The 17199-nt window shown below is 64.4% G+C and carries 16 protein-coding genes; 9 read left to right on the plus strand and 7 right to left on the minus strand.

Annotated features, from left to right (window positions below; all coding sequences use genetic code 11):
* Positions 1–111: 111 nt before the first annotated feature.
* The 4 genes from ribBA to nrdR are packed head-to-tail and all read right to left on the minus strand — an operon-like array spanning position 112 to position 3535.
* On the minus strand, positions 112–1203 hold the full coding sequence (gene ribBA, locus QMK47_RS26105; RefSeq protein ID WP_003206026.1) for a bifunctional 3,4-dihydroxy-2-butanone-4-phosphate synthase/GTP cyclohydrolase II: 1092 nt from the start codon (positions 1201–1203) through the stop codon (positions 112–114).
* 16 nt (positions 1204–1219) lie between these two features.
* Entirely contained in the window at positions 1220–1894 is a 675-nt protein-coding gene (locus QMK47_RS26110) for a riboflavin synthase (RefSeq protein WP_018600195.1), read from the minus strand.
* A 46-nt stretch (positions 1895–1940) separates the two neighbouring features.
* The gene (gene ribD, locus QMK47_RS26115; protein WP_258689501.1) at positions 1941–3074 is read right to left on the minus strand and encodes a bifunctional diaminohydroxyphosphoribosylaminopyrimidine deaminase/5-amino-6-(5-phosphoribosylamino)uracil reductase RibD; all 1134 of its coding nucleotides are present in this window, start codon (positions 3072–3074) and stop codon (positions 1941–1943) included.
* On the minus strand, positions 3071–3535 hold the full coding sequence (gene nrdR, locus QMK47_RS26120) for a transcriptional regulator NrdR (protein ID WP_013694316.1): 465 nt from the start codon (positions 3533–3535) through the stop codon (positions 3071–3073). Before nrdR ends, ribD begins: the two co-directional genes overlap by 4 nt.
* A 127-nt stretch (positions 3536–3662) precedes the next feature.
* On the opposite strand from nrdR, the gene QMK47_RS26125 reads away from it, so the two are divergent.
* From QMK47_RS26125 to trxA, 3 genes are all read left to right on the plus strand, one after another.
* Entirely contained in the window at positions 3663–4127 is a 465-nt protein-coding gene (locus tag QMK47_RS26125) for a YbaY family lipoprotein (protein WP_092225533.1), read from the plus strand.
* Positions 4124–4777, plus strand: a complete 654-nt coding sequence (locus QMK47_RS26130; protein ID WP_253469804.1) for a class I SAM-dependent methyltransferase — start codon at positions 4124–4126, stop codon at positions 4775–4777. Before QMK47_RS26125 ends, QMK47_RS26130 begins: the two co-directional genes overlap by 4 nt.
* Positions 4778–4961: 184 nt before the next feature.
* The gene (gene trxA / locus QMK47_RS26135) at positions 4962–5834 is read left to right on the plus strand and encodes a thioredoxin (protein ID WP_013694317.1); all 873 of its coding nucleotides are present in this window, start codon (positions 4962–4964) and stop codon (positions 5832–5834) included.
* A gap of 127 nt (positions 5835–5961) precedes the next feature.
* Here trxA and QMK47_RS26140 read toward each other — a convergent pair whose 3' ends face one another.
* Entirely contained in the window at positions 5962–6324 is a 363-nt protein-coding gene (locus tag QMK47_RS26140) for a hypothetical protein (protein ID WP_258689503.1), read from the minus strand.
* Between the two features lie 120 nt (positions 6325–6444).
* Between QMK47_RS26140 and QMK47_RS26145 the strand changes: the two genes are divergently transcribed.
* The 5 genes from QMK47_RS26145 (at position 6445) to QMK47_RS26165 (ending at position 10634) form a co-directional block, all read left to right on the plus strand.
* Complete coding sequence (locus QMK47_RS26145) at positions 6445–7023, plus strand: DUF2796 domain-containing protein (RefSeq protein WP_320389523.1); 579 nt, start codon at positions 6445–6447, stop codon at positions 7021–7023.
* A 160-nt stretch (positions 7024–7183) separates the two neighbouring features.
* Positions 7184–7894 carry an ABC transporter ATP-binding protein gene (locus QMK47_RS26150; protein ID WP_258689506.1) on the plus strand — a complete coding sequence of 237 codons (711 nt, stop codon included), beginning with the start codon at positions 7184–7186 and terminating at the stop codon, positions 7892–7894.
* Position 7895: 1 nt separating this feature from the next.
* Positions 7896–9161, plus strand: coding sequence for an ABC transporter permease (locus QMK47_RS26155; protein ID WP_003206044.1), 1266 nt, complete (start codon positions 7896–7898; stop codon positions 9159–9161).
* Between the two features lie 11 nt (positions 9162–9172).
* Positions 9173–9691, plus strand: coding sequence for a DUF3299 domain-containing protein (locus QMK47_RS26160; RefSeq protein WP_013694320.1), 519 nt, complete (start codon positions 9173–9175; stop codon positions 9689–9691).
* Between the two features lie 244 nt (positions 9692–9935).
* Positions 9936–10634: an OmpW/AlkL family protein gene (locus tag QMK47_RS26165; RefSeq protein ID WP_003206048.1), complete on the plus strand. Its 699-nt coding sequence runs from the start codon at positions 9936–9938 to the stop codon at positions 10632–10634.
* Positions 10635–10771: 137 nt separating this feature from the next.
* Here QMK47_RS26165 and QMK47_RS26170 read toward each other — a convergent pair whose 3' ends face one another.
* Both QMK47_RS26170 and QMK47_RS26175 read right to left on the minus strand, forming a co-directional pair.
* Positions 10772–11701 carry an NAD-dependent epimerase/dehydratase family protein gene (locus tag QMK47_RS26170; protein WP_003206051.1) on the minus strand — a complete coding sequence of 310 codons (930 nt, stop codon included), beginning with the start codon at positions 11699–11701 and terminating at the stop codon, positions 10772–10774.
* The gene (locus tag QMK47_RS26175) at positions 11694–12578 is read right to left on the minus strand and encodes a sugar nucleotide-binding protein (RefSeq protein ID WP_122566165.1); all 885 of its coding nucleotides are present in this window, start codon (positions 12576–12578) and stop codon (positions 11694–11696) included. Before QMK47_RS26175 ends, QMK47_RS26170 begins: the two co-directional genes overlap by 8 nt.
* A 295-nt stretch (positions 12579–12873) precedes the next feature.
* Between QMK47_RS26175 and QMK47_RS26180 the strand changes: the two genes are divergently transcribed.
* Positions 12874–17187, plus strand: coding sequence for a DEAD/DEAH box helicase (locus QMK47_RS26180; protein ID WP_320389524.1), 4314 nt, complete (start codon positions 12874–12876; stop codon positions 17185–17187).
* Positions 17188–17199 lie beyond the last annotated feature (12 nt).

The raw sequence follows: 17199 nt of genomic DNA on the forward strand, positions 1-17199 counted from the left end.
ATCAAAAGATCGCAGCCTTCGGCAGCTCCTACACCCGCCAGGAGCAAGCTCCCTCGCCACAATGAATCCAACAAGCCTTAAGTGAACAACAATGCCGAAATCTCCGGGCTATTATTCGGAGGGCACGTATTCTACAACTTCCAGATCGAAACCGGATATCGCATTAAATTTCATCGGTGCGCTCATCAGGCGCATTTTACGCACGCCCAGGTCACGAAGGATCTGCGAACCGGCACCGACAATGCTGTAGGTGGTCGGTTTTTTCACCGCCGCCTGGTCGCCGGTTTCGCGGATGTGCGCCAGCAGCACGTCGCCATCGAGCGGGTGACCGAGCAGCAGCACCACGCCGCTGCCGGCCTCGGCTACCGCAGCCATGGCGGCCCGCAAGCTCCAGCGGCCGGGTTGCTTGACCATCAACAGGTCACGCAGCGGGTCCATGTTGTGCACCCGCACCAGGGTCGGCTCTTCGGCACACACGGTGCCCAGGGTCAGCGCCATGTGCACGTCGCCTTCCACCGAGTCGCGGTAGGTCACCAGGTTGAACTGGCCCAGTTCGCTGTCCAGCGGCTGCTCGGCAATCCGCTGAACGGTACGTTCGTGGATCATCCGGTAGTGGATCAGGTCGGCGATGGTGCCGATCTTGATGTTGTGTTCGGCGGCGAAGGTTTCCAGCTCCGCACGACGGGACATGGTGCCGTCGTCGTTCATCACTTCGCAGATCACGCCGCTGGGTTCAAAGCCCGCCATGCGCGCCAGGTCGCAGGCCGCTTCGGTGTGGCCGGCGCGGGCCAGGGTGCCACCAGCTTGGGCCATCAGCGGGAAGATGTGGCCGGGGCTGACGATGTCTTCGGCCTTGGCGTCCCGGGCGGCAGCGGCCTGCACGGTGCGCGCGCGGTCGGCAGCGGAAATACCGGTGGTCACGCCCTCGGCGGCCTCGATGGACACGGTGAACTTGGTGCCGAATCCCGAGCCGTTGCGCGGCGCCATCAGCGGCAGCTTCAGCAGCTCGCAGCGCTCGCGGGTCATCGGCATGCAGATCAGGCCACGGGCGTGCTTGGCCATGAAGTTGATGTGCTCGGCCTTGCAGCATTCGGCGGCCATGATCAGGTCGCCTTCGTTCTCGCGGTCTTCGTCATCCATGAGGATGACCATCTTGCCTTGGCGGATGTCTTCAACCAGTTCTTCGATGCTATTGAGCGCCACGCGGCACCCCCTTGGGTCAGGATTTGAGGTAGCCGTTGGCGGCCAGAAAACTTTCAGTGATGTTACCCGGCTTTTGTGGGGAGCCCGGCTCTGCGGCCTTGTCGCCCAACAACAGGCGCTCCAGGTAACGGGCCAGCAAGTCGACTTCCAGGTTCACCCGGCGACCTGGCCGGTACGAGGCCATGATGGTTTCGCTCAGGGTGTGGGGAATGATTGTCAGCAGGAATTCGGCGCCATCCACCGCGTTGACCGTCAGGCTGGTGCCGTCGACGGTGATCGAGCCTTTGTGGGCAATGTACTTGGCCAGTTCCTTCGGCGCGCGAATGCGAAACTCCACGGCCCGGGCGTTATCCGTGCGCGAGACCACTTCACCGACGCCGTCCACGTGGCCGCTGACCAGGTGCCCGCCCAGGCGAGTGGTGGGGGTCAGGGCTTTTTCCAGGTTGACCGGGCTGCCGCTCTTGAGGTCGTTCATGGCCGTGCAGTCGAGGGTTTCGCGGCTGACGTCCGCCAGGAAACCGTTGCCCGGCAATTCGACGGCCGTCAGGCACACGCCGTTGACCGCAATGCTGTCGCCCAACTTGACGTCGCTCAGGTCGAGCTTGCCGGTTTCGACGTAGACCCGCACATCGCCGCCCTTGGGGGTGAGTGCACGGATGCTGCCGATGGATTCGATGATGCCGGTAAACATGGAGTCCTCCTCGAGAACGGGCCGCCGCTTGCGCGAAAGCCGGGAATTATACGCTCGCCTGCGCAACGGGAACGGCGATGACTCGCCAGTCATCGCCCACGGCGCGGATTTCGGTGATTTTCAGCTGCGGGGCATCTTTCATCTGCGCCAGTGGCCAGTCCAACAGCGGCCGCGCCGAAGAACCGAGGAACTTGCCGGCGATGAAAATCTGGAACTCGTCGACCAGCCCCTGCTGGGCAAAAGCCCCCGCCAGGCGCGGACCGGCTTCCACCAGCACCTCGTTGACGCCACGGCCCGCCAGCTCCACCAGCAGGCGATGCAGATCGACCTGGCCGTCATCGCCTGCCACGATCATGCATTCGGGGCCGTTGGCGTATTGTTCTTCTACCGCCATACAGGTAGCGACCAGCGCCGGGCCAGCCTTGAAAAACGCGGAGTCCAGCGGCACCCGCAGACGCCCGTCCACCAACACCCGCAGCGGCGGACGGCTCATGACCAACGCCGTCTGCTCGGCATCGAGCCCCAACTCATCGGCGCGCACGGTCAACCGGGCGTTGTCCGCCAGCACCGTGTCGGCGCCGGTCAGCACCACGCTGGCCTGGGCGCGCAGGCGTTGGACCGCCGAGCGTGCAGCGGCGCCAGTGATCCACTGACTTTCGCCGCTTTCCATGGCGGTGCGGCCATCGAGGCTCATGGCGAGTTTGACCCGCACGAACGGCAGCCCCTGCTCCATGCGCTTGAGGAAACCTTCATTGAGCTTGCGTGCTTCACCCTCCAGCACGCCGCTTTCGGTGGCGATGCCGGCCTGGGCCAGCCGTTGCAGGCCACGCCCGGCGACTTCCGGGTTGGGGTCCTGCATCGCCGCCACCACCCGCGCCACGCCGGCGTTGACCAGCGCATCGGCACACGGCGGCGTACGCCCGTGATGGCTGCACGGCTCAAGGGTCACGTAAGCCGTGGCGCCGCGGGCCTGTTCGCCAGCGGCGCGCAGGGCATGGACTTCGGCATGGGGCTCACCGGCGCGGATGTGCCAACCTTCGCCGACAATCTGCCCGTCACGCACGATCACGCAACCGACCCGGGGATTGGGGTGGGTGGTGTAGTGACCGCGCCGCGCCAACTCCAGGGCACGGGCCATGTAGTGGGCGTCGAGGACGGCCTGCTGCGCCGAGGCGGTCATTCTTTCACCGGTTCGCGGGCCAGGCGGTCGATTTCTTCGCGGAACTCGTTCAGATCCTGGAAGCGCCGGTACACCGAGGCGAAACGGATGTAGGCGACTTCATCGAGCTTCTGCAGCTCGGCCATCACCAACTCACCGACCACCAGGGATTTGACCTCGCGCTCGCCGGTCGCCCGCAACTTGTGCTTGATGTGCACCAGCGCCGCTTCCAGGCGCTCGACGCTCACCGGGCGTTTTTCCAGGGCGCGCTGCATGCCGGCGCGCAGTTTTTCTTCGTCGAACGGCTGGCGGCTGCCGTCGGTTTTGATCAGGCGCGGCAACACCAGTTCAGCGGTCTCGAACGTCGTGAAACGTTCGCCGCAAGCCAGGCATTCGCGGCGGCGGCGGACTTGTTCGCCCTCGGCGACCAGTCGCGAGTCGATGACCTTGGTGTCGTTGGCACCGCAGAAGGGACAGTGCATGGTGGCAGGCAACAAAAAAAGGGAGGGCCATGGTAGCGCATCCCACTGGCAAGACAAGCCATAGGGTTTACGGTATACAGACGGGCTTACCGTCAGATCCATGGAATTCACCTTGCTGGAGCCACACATGCCGCTACGATCGCTCGTTTTGCTCAGTCTTTTCAGCCTGCTGATGGCGTGCAGCAGCGACGCCCCCAAGCCCGCCGCTCCCGCCCCGGCCCCAGCGCCGAAACAGGCCCAGGAAAAAGCCCGCCAGGCGGCCGAGCTGGGGCCGCTGCCGGCGTATCAGCGCGAATTGAGCGGCACCTTGCAAGGCGTGCCGGCCGGGGCCGAGGTCGAACTGGCGTTGCTGGTGATCGATGACAAGGACCGCCCACAGCAATTGCTCGCCAGCTCCAGCCTGATCGGCACCAACCAGGCCCTGCCCTTCCGCCTGCGCTTCAACCCCGACGCCTTCCCGGTCGGCGCCCGCGTCGAGCTGCGCGGCCGCGCCAGCCAGTCGGGCCAGTTGATCCTGCACCTGCCGGAGCAGCGCATCAGCCAACCAACCACCCAGGCACTGGGCGCCCTGCAATTCGTCAAAGCGCCATGAGTGCACCGCAGGACCTGCAACGGGCGCTGAGTGAATTGCTCGGTGACGCGCGCCTGGTCGCTTGCCCGCTACCCGGCGCCGACTTGAAGTTGTGGCTGATCGACGGCGACAACATGGACCGTGCCTTCAGCCCGGAAGAAACCCGGCGCATTCTCCACGAGCCGCCCTATTGGAGCTTCTGTTGGGCCAGCGGCCTGGCGATGGCCCGCTACCTGGCCGAACAGCCGCAGTGGGTCGAGGGCAAGCGCATATTGGATTTTGGCGCCGGTTCCGGCGTGGCGGGCATCGCGGCGGTCAAGGCCGGGGCGCTGGAGGTGGTGGCCTGCGACCTCGACCCGTTGGCGATTGCCGCGTGCCGGGCCAATGCCGCGCTCAATGGCGTGGAGCTGGGGTATTCAACGGATTTCTTCGCCGAGGCCGATCGCTTCGACCTGATCCTGGTCGCCGATGTGCTCTACGACCGGGCCAACCTGCCGCTGCTCGATCAATTCCTCAGCCGTGGCCGCGAGGCGCTGGTGGCCGACTCCCGGGTGCGGGATTTCCAGCATCCGCTGTACCGACGCATCGACATGCTCCAGGCCATGACCTTGCCGGACCTGGCCGAGCCTGAAGAGTTTCGGCATGTGAGCCTGTACCACGCGCGGCGCTAGCCTTAAAAGCATCGCGAGCAAGCTCGCTCCCACGGGGGTCGCATGAACACTTGAGATCTCTTGTGGGAGCGAGCTTGCTCGCGATGAGGCCCTACCAACCAATACACCTCTCACTGCCACCCGCTTTCAGCCACCCCCACCAAGCCGTATAGTTGCCCCATTCAAGCGCTCTACGAGATTGCCCATGACTCAGGAAACGCCCTACATCTTCGACGCCACCACCGCCGATTTCGACCAGTCGGTGATCGCGAACTCTTTCCACAAACCGGTGCTGGTGGATTTCTGGGCCGAGTGGTGTGCGCCGTGCAAGGCGCTGATGCCGATGCTGCAAACCATTGCCGAGAGCTATCAAGGCGAACTGCTGCTGGCCAAGGTCAACTGCGACATCGAGCAGGACATTGTCGCCCGCTTCGGCATTCGCAGCCTGCCAACGGTGGTGTTGTTCAAGGACGGCCAACCCGTCGACGGCTTTGCCGGTGCCCAGCCGGAATCGGCCGTGCGAACCATGCTCGAACCCCATGTGCAGATGCCGCCTCCGGCTGCGGCCGACCCATTCGAACAGGCCCAGGCGCTGTTCGACGACGGTCGCTTCGCCGACGCGGAAGCCCTGCTCACGGTATTGCTGGGTGAAGACAACACCAACGCCAAGGCCCTGATCCTGTATGCCCGCTGCCTGACCGAGCGCGGTGAGTTGGACGAAGCGCAGACCGTGCTCGACGCGGTGAAAAGCGACGAGCACAAGGCCGCCCTCGCCGGCGCCAAGGCGCAGATCCAGTTCCTCGGCCTGGCCAAGCACCTGCCGGACGCCGCCGACCTCAAGGCGCGCCTGGCGAAAGACCCGCAGGACGATGAAGCGGTGTACCAACTGGCGATCCAGCAACTGGCGCGCCAGCAGTACGAAGCGGCCCTCGATGCACTGCTCAAGCTGTTCATGCGTAACCGCAGCTACAGCGAAGGCTTGCCGCACAAGACTTTGTTGCAGGTGTTCGAACTGCTGGGCAACGATCATCCGCTGGTGACGACTTATCGTCGCAAGCTGTTCGCCGCGTTGTATTGATTCCTCTGTAGGAGCTGCCGAGCGAAGCGAGGCTGCGATCCTTTGATCTTTCGCTTGAGATTCAAGCGTCTGGGTAAAGATCGCAGCCTCGCTTCGCTCGTCAGCTCCTACACGCTCCTACACGCTCCTACGCGTTTTCGTGCCAGCTGTAGAGCGGTGTGTCACCGCCGCTGATCACTTTTACATCCGGGCTATGGCGCAAGCGCACCAACAGGCGCTTGCCCGCCGAGGCGCTGCCGGTCAGGCCTTCCAGCTGTTCCAGCAAGTCCGGGCCGCTCAATTGCCCGGCCTTGCGCAGCAGCTCCTTGGCGATCTGCCACTGGGCATCGTCCTGACTCACTGGATTGGCCACCGGTTTGGTCGCCGGGGCCGCCACACTCTCGGACTTGGCCACTTGCAACTGCGCGCCGAGCTGCGCCCAGTCTCCCTCATCCATTTCGATCGACAAGTCCACCGGCCAATCGCCGACGGTTCCGCGTATCCGCAACATCACCGTGCTCCTGAATATTTCATGTTCGCATGCTCCCATGGCCCTTGCGCGACGCCAAGCAGACGGTCAAACTCTCCGCACTTTCGTTATAAGATTACATAACCTTTTCGGAGACTCGTCATGCGTCGTCTGCTTCTCGCTTTGCCGTTCGCCCTGCTGCCATTAGCTGTCGCTCATGCGGCGGTCGAGCATGATCATGACCACGAGCACGGCAGCCTGGGCGCCCATGAACACGGTGTGGGCCGGTTGAACGCCGCCCTGGACGGTCAGACCCTGGAGCTGGAACTGGAAAGCCCGGCGATGAACCTGGTGGGCTTCGAACATGCCGCCACCAGCGATGCCGACAAGGCCAAGGTCGCTGCCGTACGCGCGCAGCTGGACAAGCCACTGGCGTTGTTCAACCTGCCGGCCGCCGCCAAATGCACCGTGGCCCAACAGGAACTGGAAAGCCCGCTGTTCGGCGATGAACCGGACCACGAAGAGCATGACGAAGACGCCGACGAGCACCACGGCGAGCACAGTGAGATCCATGCCCATTACCAATTCACCTGCGCCGCCCCGGGTGCACTGAAGAACCTGGACCTGGCGACCCTGTTCAAAACCTTCCCGGCCACCCAGAAAATTCAGGTACAACTGATCAGCCCGAGCGGCCAGCAAGGCGTGGAAGTGACGGCCAAGGCGCCAGCCCTGAAGTTCTGATCCACCGCAAAACCCAATGTGGGAGCAAGCCTGGTGGGAGCAAAGCTTGCTCGCCATAGCGGTCCGACAGTCAACATCCAAGTTGAATGTAATGACCTCATCGCGAGCAAGCTCAGCTCCCACAGGTGTTCCACAGGTTCCACTATTTGAAGCGGCAAACATGACCCAAGCACTCATCGAACTCTCCGACCTGGGCTTCAGTTGGCCCGGGCATCTACCGTTGCTGGATATCCCGGCATTTCGCCTGGAGGCCGGTGAGACGCTGTTTCTCAAGGGCCCGAGCGGCAGTGGCAAGACCACCTTGCTGGGGCTGCTCGGCGGTGTGCAGACGCCGGATCGCGGCAGCATCCGCTTGCTCGGCCAGGAACTCACCGAACTGGGCGCCGGCAGCCGCGATCGCTTTCGCGTCGACCACACCGGCTACATCTTCCAGCAGTTCAACCTGCTGCCATTTCTCTCTGTGCGCGAGAACGTCGAACTGCCCTGCCACTTCTCCAAGCTGCGCGCACAACGGGCCATCCAGCGCCACGGCAGCGTCAATCAGGCCGCCGCCACGCTGCTGGCCCACCTGGGCTTGACCGACCCGAACCTGCTGGAACGGCGCGCCGACTCGTTGTCCATCGGCCAGCAACAACGGGTCGCCGCCGCCCGGGCGCTGATCGGCCAGCCGGAACTGGTGATCGCCGACGAACCGACTTCGGCCCTGGACTACGACGCCCGGGAAAACTTCCTGCGGCTGCTGTTCGCCGAATGCCGCGAGGCCGGGTCGAGTCTGTTGTTCGTCAGCCACGACCAGAGCCTGGCGCCGCTGTTCGACCGCAACCTGTCGCTGGCCGATCTCAATCGCGCCGCCACGCCACTCGAGGTTTGAGATGTATTTGTTCCGTCTAGCCATGGCCAGCCTGGCGAACCGCCGCTTCACCGCGATCCTCACCGCGTTTGCCATCGCCCTTTCTGTTTGTCTGTTGCTGGCAGTGGAGCGGGTACGTACCGAGGCGCGGGCCAGTTTCGCCAGCACCATCAGTGGCACCGACCTGATCGTCGGCGCCCGCTCCGGTTCAGTGAACCTGCTGTTGTATTCGGTGTTTCGCATCGGCAACGCCACCAACAACATCCGCTGGGACAGCTTCGAACACTTCGCCAGCAACCCGAAAGTGAAGTGGGCGATCCCCATGTCCCTCGGCGACTCCCACCGCGGTTATCGGGTGATGGGCACCACCGAGGCTTACTTCGAGCATTACCAGTACGGCCGCCAGCAGCATCTGGAACTGGCCGACGGCCGGGCTTTCGCAACCGATCCGTTCGAAGTGGTGCTCGGTGCCGAAGTGGCCGAGGCGCTGCACTACAAGCTCGGCGACAAGCTGGTGCTGGCCCACGGTGTGGCAGTGGTCAGCCTGGTCAAGCACGACGACAAGCCCTTCACCGTGGTCGGGATTCTCAAGCGCACCGGCACCCCGGTGGACCGCACGCTGCACATCAGCCTCGGCGGCATGGAGGCGATCCACATCGACTGGAAGAACGGTGTGCCGGCCCAGGGCAATGGCCGCATCAGCGCCGACCAGGCCCGCAACATGGACCTCACGCCCCAGGCAATTACCGCGTTCATGCTCGGCCTCAATAGCAAGATTTCCACCTTTGCCTTGCAACGCGAGATCAATGAATTCCGCGGCGAGCCGTTGCTGGCTATCCTGCCGGGCGTGGCGCTGCAGGAATTGTGGAGCCTGATGGGCACGGCGGAAAAAGCCTTGTTCGTGATTTCGTTGTTCGTGGTCCTGACCGGGTTGATCGGCATGCTCACCGCGATCCTCACCAGCCTCAACGAGCGTCGTCGGGAAATGGCGATCCTGCGTTCGGTGGGCGCGCGGCCGTGGCACATCGCTACGCTGCTGGTGCTCGAAGCCTTCGCCCTGGCGCTGGCCGGGGTCACCGCCGGGCTGGCCTTGCTGTACATCGGCATCGCCGCCGCCCAGGGTTACGTGCAGTCGGCCTACGGCTTGTACCTGCCGCTGAGCTGGCCGAGCGAATATGAATGGACGCTGCTGGCTGGCATCCTGGTCGCCGCCCTGCTGATGGGCAGCGTGCCGGCCTGGCGCGCCTATCGCCAATCGTTGGCCGACGGCCTGTCGATTCGTCTATGAGGACCTTGAAGATGCCCCGCGCCCTGCTTGCGCTGTTGATGATGGTCGCCCTGCCACTATGGGCGGCCGAGCCGAGGGACTTGGCCTGGTCGGAAATGATCCCGCCGGACGCGCCGCCGGAAGTGCCGAACATGACCCCGCTGCACGACTTGTCGAAGATGAGCGATGCCCTGGCCGCCGAGTCCGCCCCAGCGGCCAAGCAGGATTTGCCCAACGCCCCGGTGGTCAAGGCCCTCGATGGTCAGCAGATTCGTTTGCCGGGCTACATCGTGCCGTTGGAAGTCAGCGAGGAAGGTCGCACCACGGACTTCTTGCTGGTGCCGTATTTCGGTGCCTGCATCCACGTACCGCCACCGCCGTCCAACCAGATCGTGCATGTGAAAAGCGAAGTCGGGGTCAAGCTCGACGAGTTGTATCAACCGTACTGGGTCGAAGGGCCGATGCAGGTCAAGCCGTCCACCAGTGAACTGGCCGATGCCGGGTATCAGATGGAGGCCGAGAAGATTTATGTGTATGAGCTGCCGGAGTGAATCCGGGAGTGATGCGTGGTTTTGAGATCGCTATCGCGAGCAAGCTCGCTCCCACAGTTGATCGTGTTTCCTCGAATAATGTGGGAGTGAGCTTGCTCGCGATGGTTCCCTCGAATTTTCCCATCAGCGCTTTTATTGAGCTGAGTCAATTAAACACCCCCTGACTCATTGAGCTGTGTCAAAAGACCGGACCAGACGGCTTCGTAACATGGGACATCTAATTTCGATGCCCTCTGGAGCCCTCATGAACAAGTCCTTGCTCTGCGCTTCCCTCGCGGCCCTCGCGCTCGCGGCCCCACTCGCCCAGGCCCACACGGCCGGCGATATCATCGTTCGCGCCGGTGCCATCACCGTCAACCCGGAAGCCGACAGCTCCAGCGTCAAGGTCGACCGTGGCCCGCTGGCCGGCGCCGACCTGGGCGGCAAGGCGACCATGAGCAGCGACACGCAGTTGGGCTTGAACTTCGCCTACATGATCACCAACAACCTGGGGATCGAACTGCTGGCGGCCTCGCCGTTCGAGCACGACGTGAAAATCAAAGGCACCGCCCTGGGCGCGGCCAATGGCAAGCTCGGCACCCTCAAACACCTGCCGCCGACCCTGAGCCTGGTCTACTACCCGCTCGACGCCAAGTCGGCGTTCCAGCCTTATGTCGGCGCCGGCATCAACTACACCTGGATCTACGACGAACACGTCGGCAGCGAAGCCAGCGCCAACGGCTTCAGCAATTTCCGCGCGAGCAATAGTTGGGGCATGGCGTGGCAAGTGGGTGCTGACTACATGTTGACCGACAACATTATGATCAACGGCCAGATCCGCTACATCGACATCGACACCACCGCGTATGTGGACAACAACGCCGTGGCCGGCGGTACCCGGGCCAAGGTGAATGTCGATGTGGACCCATGGATCTACATGGTGGGCTTGGGCTACAAGTTCTAAGCCGAACCTGAAGATACAAAAATCCCTATGGGAGCGAGCTTGCTCGCGATAGCGGTGGGTCAGTCAACATGATTGCTGGCTGACTCACCGTCATCGCGAGCAAGCTCGCTCCCACAGTTTTTTGGGTAGCGGGAAAATCAGCGTCCCAACAACCGCGCCAACCCCACGCTCATCGGGGTTTGCGGGGGAAAGCTGAAGCGCTGCAACAGCCGATGGTTGTCAGCCCGCGAATGGCGGATGTCGCCGGAGCGCGCCGGGCCGTAGCTGATCGGCGGCAGATCGCCCACCACGGCGGCGAGGGCCTGGAGCATCTGCTTGAGGGTCGTGGCCTGGTTCCAGCCGACGTTCACCGCGCCCACTTCCACCTCGGGCTTTTCGATGGCCTGCACCAGCAAATCCACCAAATCTTCGACATAGACAAAATCCCGAGTCTGCTCACCGTCGCCAAACACAGTGATTGGCAGGCCTTTCTGCGCCCGTTCGCTGAAGATGCTGATGACCCCGGAATACGGCGAGGACGGATCCTGGCGCGGGCCGTAGATGTTGAAGAAGCGGAACACCACCGGCTCCAGGTCGTGCTGGCGGCGATAGAAGTCGAAGTAGAACTCGCTGGCCAGTTTGTCCGAGGCATACGGCGTGAGCGGGGCCTTGGGGGTTTCTTCGTCGATGGACTCGCCTTCGCCGTTGTTGCCGTAGACCGCTGCGCTGGAGGCGAACAGCACCCGCTTCACACCGCTCTGGCGCATGGCTTCGCAGACATTCAGGGTGCCGATGAAATTGCTCTGGTGGGTGCGCACGGGGTCGTCCACCGAAGCTTGCACCGAGGCCACCGCCGCCAGGTGCGCCACGGCGCTGCAACCGGCCATGACCCGCGCCACCAGCGCGGCATCGGCGACGTCACCTTCGATCAGTTCGAGCGCCGGATTGTCCAGCGGCAGGTTGCTGCGCTTGCCGGTGGACAGATCATCGAGGATGCGCACCGAATGGCCCTTGGCGAGCAAGGCGTCGGTCAGGTGCGAACCAATGAAACCCGCGCCGCCGGTGATTAAAACAGGGCCTTCAGCCATGGCGATAAAACCTATCCAGTAAGCCCGGGAGTGCCGCGCGCCAGGCGCGGGGCTTGATCCCGAAAGTGTGCAGAATTTTCTTGCAGGCCAGTACCGCGTGCTGCGGTTCTTCCGCGGCGTCCGGCCGTGCGGCGTGAGCCTGGGGGGTGGGTGACTCGATGGCCAGCGGATGCAGGGCGCGGGCTTCGGTGAGGATCGCCTGGCCCAGCGCCAGCGGCGTAGTCGCCTCGTGGCCGGCGTAATGGTAGGTGCCCCACAGCGGCGCCGCGCAATCGAGTTGCTTGAGCACCGAGATGATCACGCGCGCGGCATCGTCCACCGGCGTCGGATTACCGCGACGGTCGTCGGCCAGCAACAGCTCTTCAGGCTGTTCGGCCCGGGCCAGGAAACGCCCGAGGATGCCATCGGCGCTGTCGTCCAGCAGCCAGCCGAACCGCAGCAGCACATGTTGCGGGCAGGTGGCGCGCACGCTTTGCTCGATCCGCCACAGCGCCTGGCCGCGTACGCCCAGGGGTACGGGCTCGTCTTTCTCGCTGTAGGCCGTGGCGCGGGAGCCATCGAACACGCGATAGCTCGACGGTTGCAGCAAGACGATGTTGTGATGCTGGCACAGCCCGGCCAGGCGCTCGACAGCGCGCTCCTGGCTGGCCAGGCGCTGCTCGCTGACGGCCTCGGCCTGGAACCAGTCGAAGTAGTACGCCAGGTTGATCAAGGCGTCCGGGCGGGTGTCGTCGAGCAGTTGCGTCAGGCTCGCGGCATCCCAACCGTCTTCGGGCGGGCGGGGGGCAAGAAAACCGATGTCTTCTTCTGCACCGAGGCGAATCAGCGCCTGCCCAAGGGCATTTCCGCCGCCCAGTAACATAAGGCGCATTCGCATAAAGTCAGCAGGCCCAGTCTATTGGCACAAGAATTTGGTCGACAACGCCCGCGGGCGTTGTCGGAATCGTTGCATTTTGCGGGTTTAGTGTGCAACCGTCATCCGTAAAGTGCAGATCGCCGGGTTTGTGCAGGTCTTGAGGCCCTCATCGCGAGCAAGCTCGCTCCCACAGGGGATCTCAGGTGCCCATGCTATCCCTGTGGGAGCGAGCTCGCTCGCGATAGCGGCCTGGCAGGCAATGAAGGTTTCAAGTGGTACTTGCATCTTCCCCACCCCACCCGCCTAAACTGCCCCCATGAATCTGCCCCTTGCAGCCAACCACGCCATGGCCGGCTTTCACCCCGCCGTTCGCGCCTGGTTCAGCCAGACCTTCCCGGCGGTCACGGCCGCACAGGCCCGGGCGTGGCCGTTGATCGGCCAGCGTCGTTCGACCCTGGTGGCGGCGCCTACCGGCTCGGGCAAGACCCTGACGGCGTTTCTTGCCGTGCTCGATGACCTGGTTCATCGCGGCCTGGAACAGGGCGGCCTGCCGGACCAGACCCTGGTGGTCTATGTCTCGCCGCTCAAGGCCCTGAGCAACGATATCCAGATCAACCTGCAGAATCCCCTGGCCGGCATCACCGAGCAATTGCAAAAAATGGGCTTGCCGCCCCTGCACATCACCACCGCCGTGCGTACCGGCGACACGCCGCAGAAAGAACGCTCGGCGATGCGCAAGGCCGCGCCGCACATTCTGGTGACCACCCCCGAATCGCTCTACGTGCTGCTCGGCTCCGATTCCGGCCGACAGATGCTCGCCAGCACCCGCACGGTCATCGTCGACGAAATCCACGCCATCGCCGCCAGCAAGCGTGGCAGCCACCTGGCCTTGAGTCTGGAGCGCCTGCAAGCCCTGTGCGCCGAGCCGCTGATGCGCATCGGCCTGTCCGCCACGCAAAAGCCCATCGAAGCGGTGTCGCGTTTTCTCGTCGGTGAGGGACGCACCTGTGAAATCGTCGACATCGGCCACGCCCGCCCCCGGGACCTGGACATCGAGGTGCCACCAGTGCCGCTGTCGGCGGTGATGGCCAATGACGTGTGGGAACTGGTCTACAACCGCCTCGCCGAGCTGGCCCGGGAACACCGCACCACGCTGGTGTTCGTCAACACCCGGCGTTTGGCCGAACGCCTGACCCGTCACCTGAGCGAACGCTTGGGCAAGGACGCCGTGGCCGCCCACCATGGCAGCCTGGCGAAGGAGTTTCGCCTCGACGCCGAACAACGCCTCAAACGCGGCGAGCTGAAGGTGCTGATCGCCACCGCGTCCCTGGAGCTGGGCATTGATATCGGCGATGTCGACCTGGTGTGCCAGATCGCCTCACCCCGCTCGATCTCGGCATTCCTGCAACGGGTCGGTCGTTCCGGCCACCAAGTCGGTGGCACGCCCAAGGGACGCCTGTTCGCCACCACCCGCGATGACTTGATCGAATGCGCCGCCCTGCTCGACTGCGTACGCCGTGGCGAACTCGACATCCTGCACATCCCCACGGCGCCGCTGGATGTACTGGCCCAGCAGATCGTCGCCGAGGTCAGTTGCCAGGAATGGCAGGAGCAGGCGCTGCTGGAGAATTTCCGCCGCGCGGCGCCCTACACAGACCTGGACGACCACCACTATCAGGCCTTGTTGCAGATGCTCGCCGAAGGCTTCAATGGCCGCCAAGGCGTGCGCAGTGCCTACCTGCACCGGGACGCTGTTGCCCGGACCTTGCGCGGGCGCCGGGGCAGCAAGCTGACAGCGGTGACCAGCGGCGGCACCATTCCGGACAATGCCGACTACAGCGTGCTGCTCGAACCCCAAGGGCTGAACATCGGCAGCGTCAACGAAGACTTCGCGGTGGAAAGCATTGCCGGCGATGTGTTCCAGTTGGGCAATACGTCGTATCGCATCATTCGCGTCGAGACCGGCCGCGTGCGGGTCGAGGACGCCCAGGGCCAACCGCCGACCATCCCGTTCTGGCTCGGCGAAGCGCCGGGGCGCAGCGCCGAATTGTCTTTCGCCGTGGCGCGCCTGCAAGCCCAGCTCGACCAACTGCTGGCCGCTACGCCGGGCCACCTGCAACCGGCCCTCGATTGGCTCACCGACACCCTGCAACTGAACCTGGCCAGCGCCGAACAACTGGTGGATTACCTGGCCCCGGCGCGCCTGGCCTTCGGCGCATTGCCGTCCCAGGACACGCTGCTGATGGAGCGGTTTTTCGACGAGTCCGGCGGCACGCAACTGATCATCCACACGCCCTTCGGCAGCCGTATCAACCGCGCCTGGGGCCTGGCCTTGCGCAAGCGCTTCTGCCGCACCTTCAACTTCGAATTGCAGGCCGCTGCCAGTGAAGACGCCATCGTGCTCTCGCTGTCCACCAGCCACAGCTTCGAACTGGACGAAGTGTGGCGCTACCTCAACAGCCACAGCGCCGAGCAGATCCTGGTCCAGGCGGTGCTGGATGCGCCGCTGTTCGGCGTGCGCTGGCGCTGGAACGCTGGCGTGGCCCTGGCCTTGCCGCGCTACGCCGGCGGGCGCAAAGTCGCCCCGCAGATCCAGCGCATGAAAAGCGAAGACCTGATCGCCAGCGTGTTTCCAGACCAGATCGCCTGCCTGGAAAACCTCGCCGGGGAGCGTGAGATCCCCGACCATCCGCTGGTGGAACAGACCCTCGACGATTGCCTGCACGAAGCCATGGACAGCGAAGGCTGGCTGACGCTGTTGCGGCGCATGGAAGCGGGCGAGATTCGCCTGATCAGCCGCGACCTGCCGGCGCCGTCACCGCTGGCGGCGGAAATCCTCAGCGCCCGGCCCTACACCTTTCTCGACGACGCGCCGCTGGAAGAACGGCGCACCCAAGCGGTGATCAACCGGCGCTGGAGCGATCCACAGGCCACCGACGACCTTGGCGCACTGGACGCCGAAGCCATCCAGTCGGTCCGCGATGAGGCCTGGCCGACGCCAGCCAATCTCGATGAGATGCATGAAGCCTTGATGAGTCTGGCCTGCATCGCCGACAGCGAAGCCGACGCCCACGCGCCGTGGCTGGATTGGTTGCAGGCATTGGCCGCCAGTGGTCGCGCCAGTCACCTGCAGATCAGCGCCGAGCGTGGTCTGTGGGTGCCGCTGGAGCGCCTGACCTGCCTGCAAGCCCTTTATCCACAGGCCCGCTGGCAGCCGGCGCTGACGCCCCTGGCCGGTTTCGATGAAGCCTGGGCCAGCGACGAAGCCCTGGTGGAAGTGCTCCGCGCCCGGCTCAGTGCCTTTGGCCCGTTGCCGTTGAAGGCCATCGCCTACCCGCTGGGGTTGTCGACGCCGCAGGTCACCCAGGCCCTGGCGCAGCTTGAACAACAAGGCTATGTGCTGCGCGGACGGTTCACGCCGGGCACCGGCCAGGAGGAATGGTGCGAACGGCATTTGCTGGCGCGGATCCATCGCTACACGGTCAAGCGCCTGCGCCGGGAAATCGAGCCGGTGATGCTGCAGGACTTCATGCGCTTCCTGTTCGACTGGCAACACCTGTCATCGTCCAGCCAAGGTCGGGGCAATGCCGTGCTGCCGTCGATCCTCGGCCAGTTCGAAGGCTTCCCGGCCGCTGCGTCAGCCTGGGACAGCGACCTGCTGCCGGCGCGGATCAAGGACTATTCGCCCAGTTGGCTCGATGAGTTGTGCCGCAGTGGCAAGTGGGTATGGACGCGCCTGAGCGCGCGCCAGAAGCCTTCCGCCAGCGCCCTGCGCAGCACGCCGGTGGTGTTGCTGCCGCGCAGTCAGGTGGCGTTGTGGAGCAGCCTGGCCGGACAAACGGCCCTGGATGAGTTGTCACCCAAGACGCAAAAAGTCCATCAGGCCCTCAGCGAACACGGCGCGCTGTTTTTCGACGAACTGGCCCACGAAGCCCACCTGCTGCGCAGCGAACTGGAAATCGCCTTGCAGGAACTGGTGGGCACCGGGTGGGTGAATGCCGACAGCTTCGCCGGCTTGCGCGCGCTGATCACCCCCGCCAGCAAACGCCAGGCCCGCAGCAGCCGGCGCGGGCGCGGCGCGTTTGTCGGCGGCATGGACGACGCCGGTCGCTGGGCCTTGTTGCGCCGCAGCCAGCCCGCGCCTGCGGAGGGCAATCGTCCCGCGCCCACACCGCCCGACACCTTGGAACACATCGCCATGACCCTGCTGCGCCGTTACGGCGTGGTGTTCTGGCGCTTGCTGGAGCGGGAGGCGGATTGGCTGCCAAGTTGGCGCGAGCTGCTGCGCACCTTTCATCGCCTGGAGGCGCGGGGCGCGATTCGTGGCGGGCGTTTTGTCAGCGGCCTGGCGGGCGAACAATTCGCCCTGCCCGAAGCCATCCCGCTGCTGCGCGAAACCCGCCGCCGCCCCACCGATGGCAGCCTGGTGGCGGTGTGCGGCGTCGACCCGCTGAACTTGGCCGGCACCTTGCTGCCGGGGGCGAAAGTGCCGGCATTGGCGAGTAATCGGCTGGTGTATCGGGATGGGTTGCCGGTGGCGGCACAGATTGCCGGCAAGCAGCATCTTTGGGTGGAGTTGGATGCCCAAGGGATGATTGAGGTCAGGAACAAGCTGATTCAGAAAGGTTGAGGGTGTCTGGGC

Origin of the sequence: Pseudomonas sp. P9_35, assembly GCF_034008205.1 — a bacterium.
Taxonomy (GTDB): Bacteria; Pseudomonadota; Gammaproteobacteria; order Pseudomonadales; family Pseudomonadaceae; genus Aquipseudomonas; species Aquipseudomonas kilonensis.

Coding starts and splice junctions, on each gene's coding strand:
- QMK47_RS26155 (WP_003206044.1), top strand. CDS start 7,896: ATGTATTTGTTCCGTCTAGCCATGGCCAGCCTGGCGAACCGCCGCTTC.
- QMK47_RS26145 (WP_320389523.1), top strand. CDS start 6,445: ATGCGTCGTCTGCTTCTCGCTTTGCCGTTCGCCCTGCTGCCATTAGCT.
- trxA (WP_013694317.1), top strand. CDS start 4,962: ATGACTCAGGAAACGCCCTACATCTTCGACGCCACCACCGCCGATTTC.
- QMK47_RS26130 (WP_253469804.1), top strand. CDS start 4,124: ATGAGTGCACCGCAGGACCTGCAACGGGCGCTGAGTGAATTGCTCGGT.
- ribD (WP_258689501.1), bottom strand. CDS start 3,074: ATGACCGCCTCGGCGCAGCAGGCCGTCCTCGACGCCCACTACATGGCC.
- nrdR (WP_013694316.1), bottom strand. CDS start 3,535: ATGCACTGTCCCTTCTGCGGTGCCAACGACACCAAGGTCATCGACTCG.
- QMK47_RS26150 (WP_258689506.1), top strand. CDS start 7,184: ATGACCCAAGCACTCATCGAACTCTCCGACCTGGGCTTCAGTTGGCCC.
- QMK47_RS26160 (WP_013694320.1), top strand. CDS start 9,173: ATGCCCCGCGCCCTGCTTGCGCTGTTGATGATGGTCGCCCTGCCACTA.
- QMK47_RS26175 (WP_122566165.1), bottom strand. CDS start 12,578: ATGCGAATGCGCCTTATGTTACTGGGCGGCGGAAATGCCCTTGGGCAG.
- QMK47_RS26125 (WP_092225533.1), top strand. CDS start 3,663: ATGCCGCTACGATCGCTCGTTTTGCTCAGTCTTTTCAGCCTGCTGATG.
- QMK47_RS26110 (WP_018600195.1), bottom strand. CDS start 1,894: ATGTTTACCGGCATCATCGAATCCATCGGCAGCATCCGTGCACTCACC.
- QMK47_RS26165 (WP_003206048.1), top strand. CDS start 9,936: ATGAACAAGTCCTTGCTCTGCGCTTCCCTCGCGGCCCTCGCGCTCGCG.
- QMK47_RS26140 (WP_258689503.1), bottom strand. CDS start 6,324: ATGTTGCGGATACGCGGAACCGTCGGCGATTGGCCGGTGGACTTGTCG.
- QMK47_RS26170 (WP_003206051.1), bottom strand. CDS start 11,701: ATGGCTGAAGGCCCTGTTTTAATCACCGGCGGCGCGGGTTTCATTGGT.
- QMK47_RS26180 (WP_320389524.1), top strand. CDS start 12,874: ATGAATCTGCCCCTTGCAGCCAACCACGCCATGGCCGGCTTTCACCCC.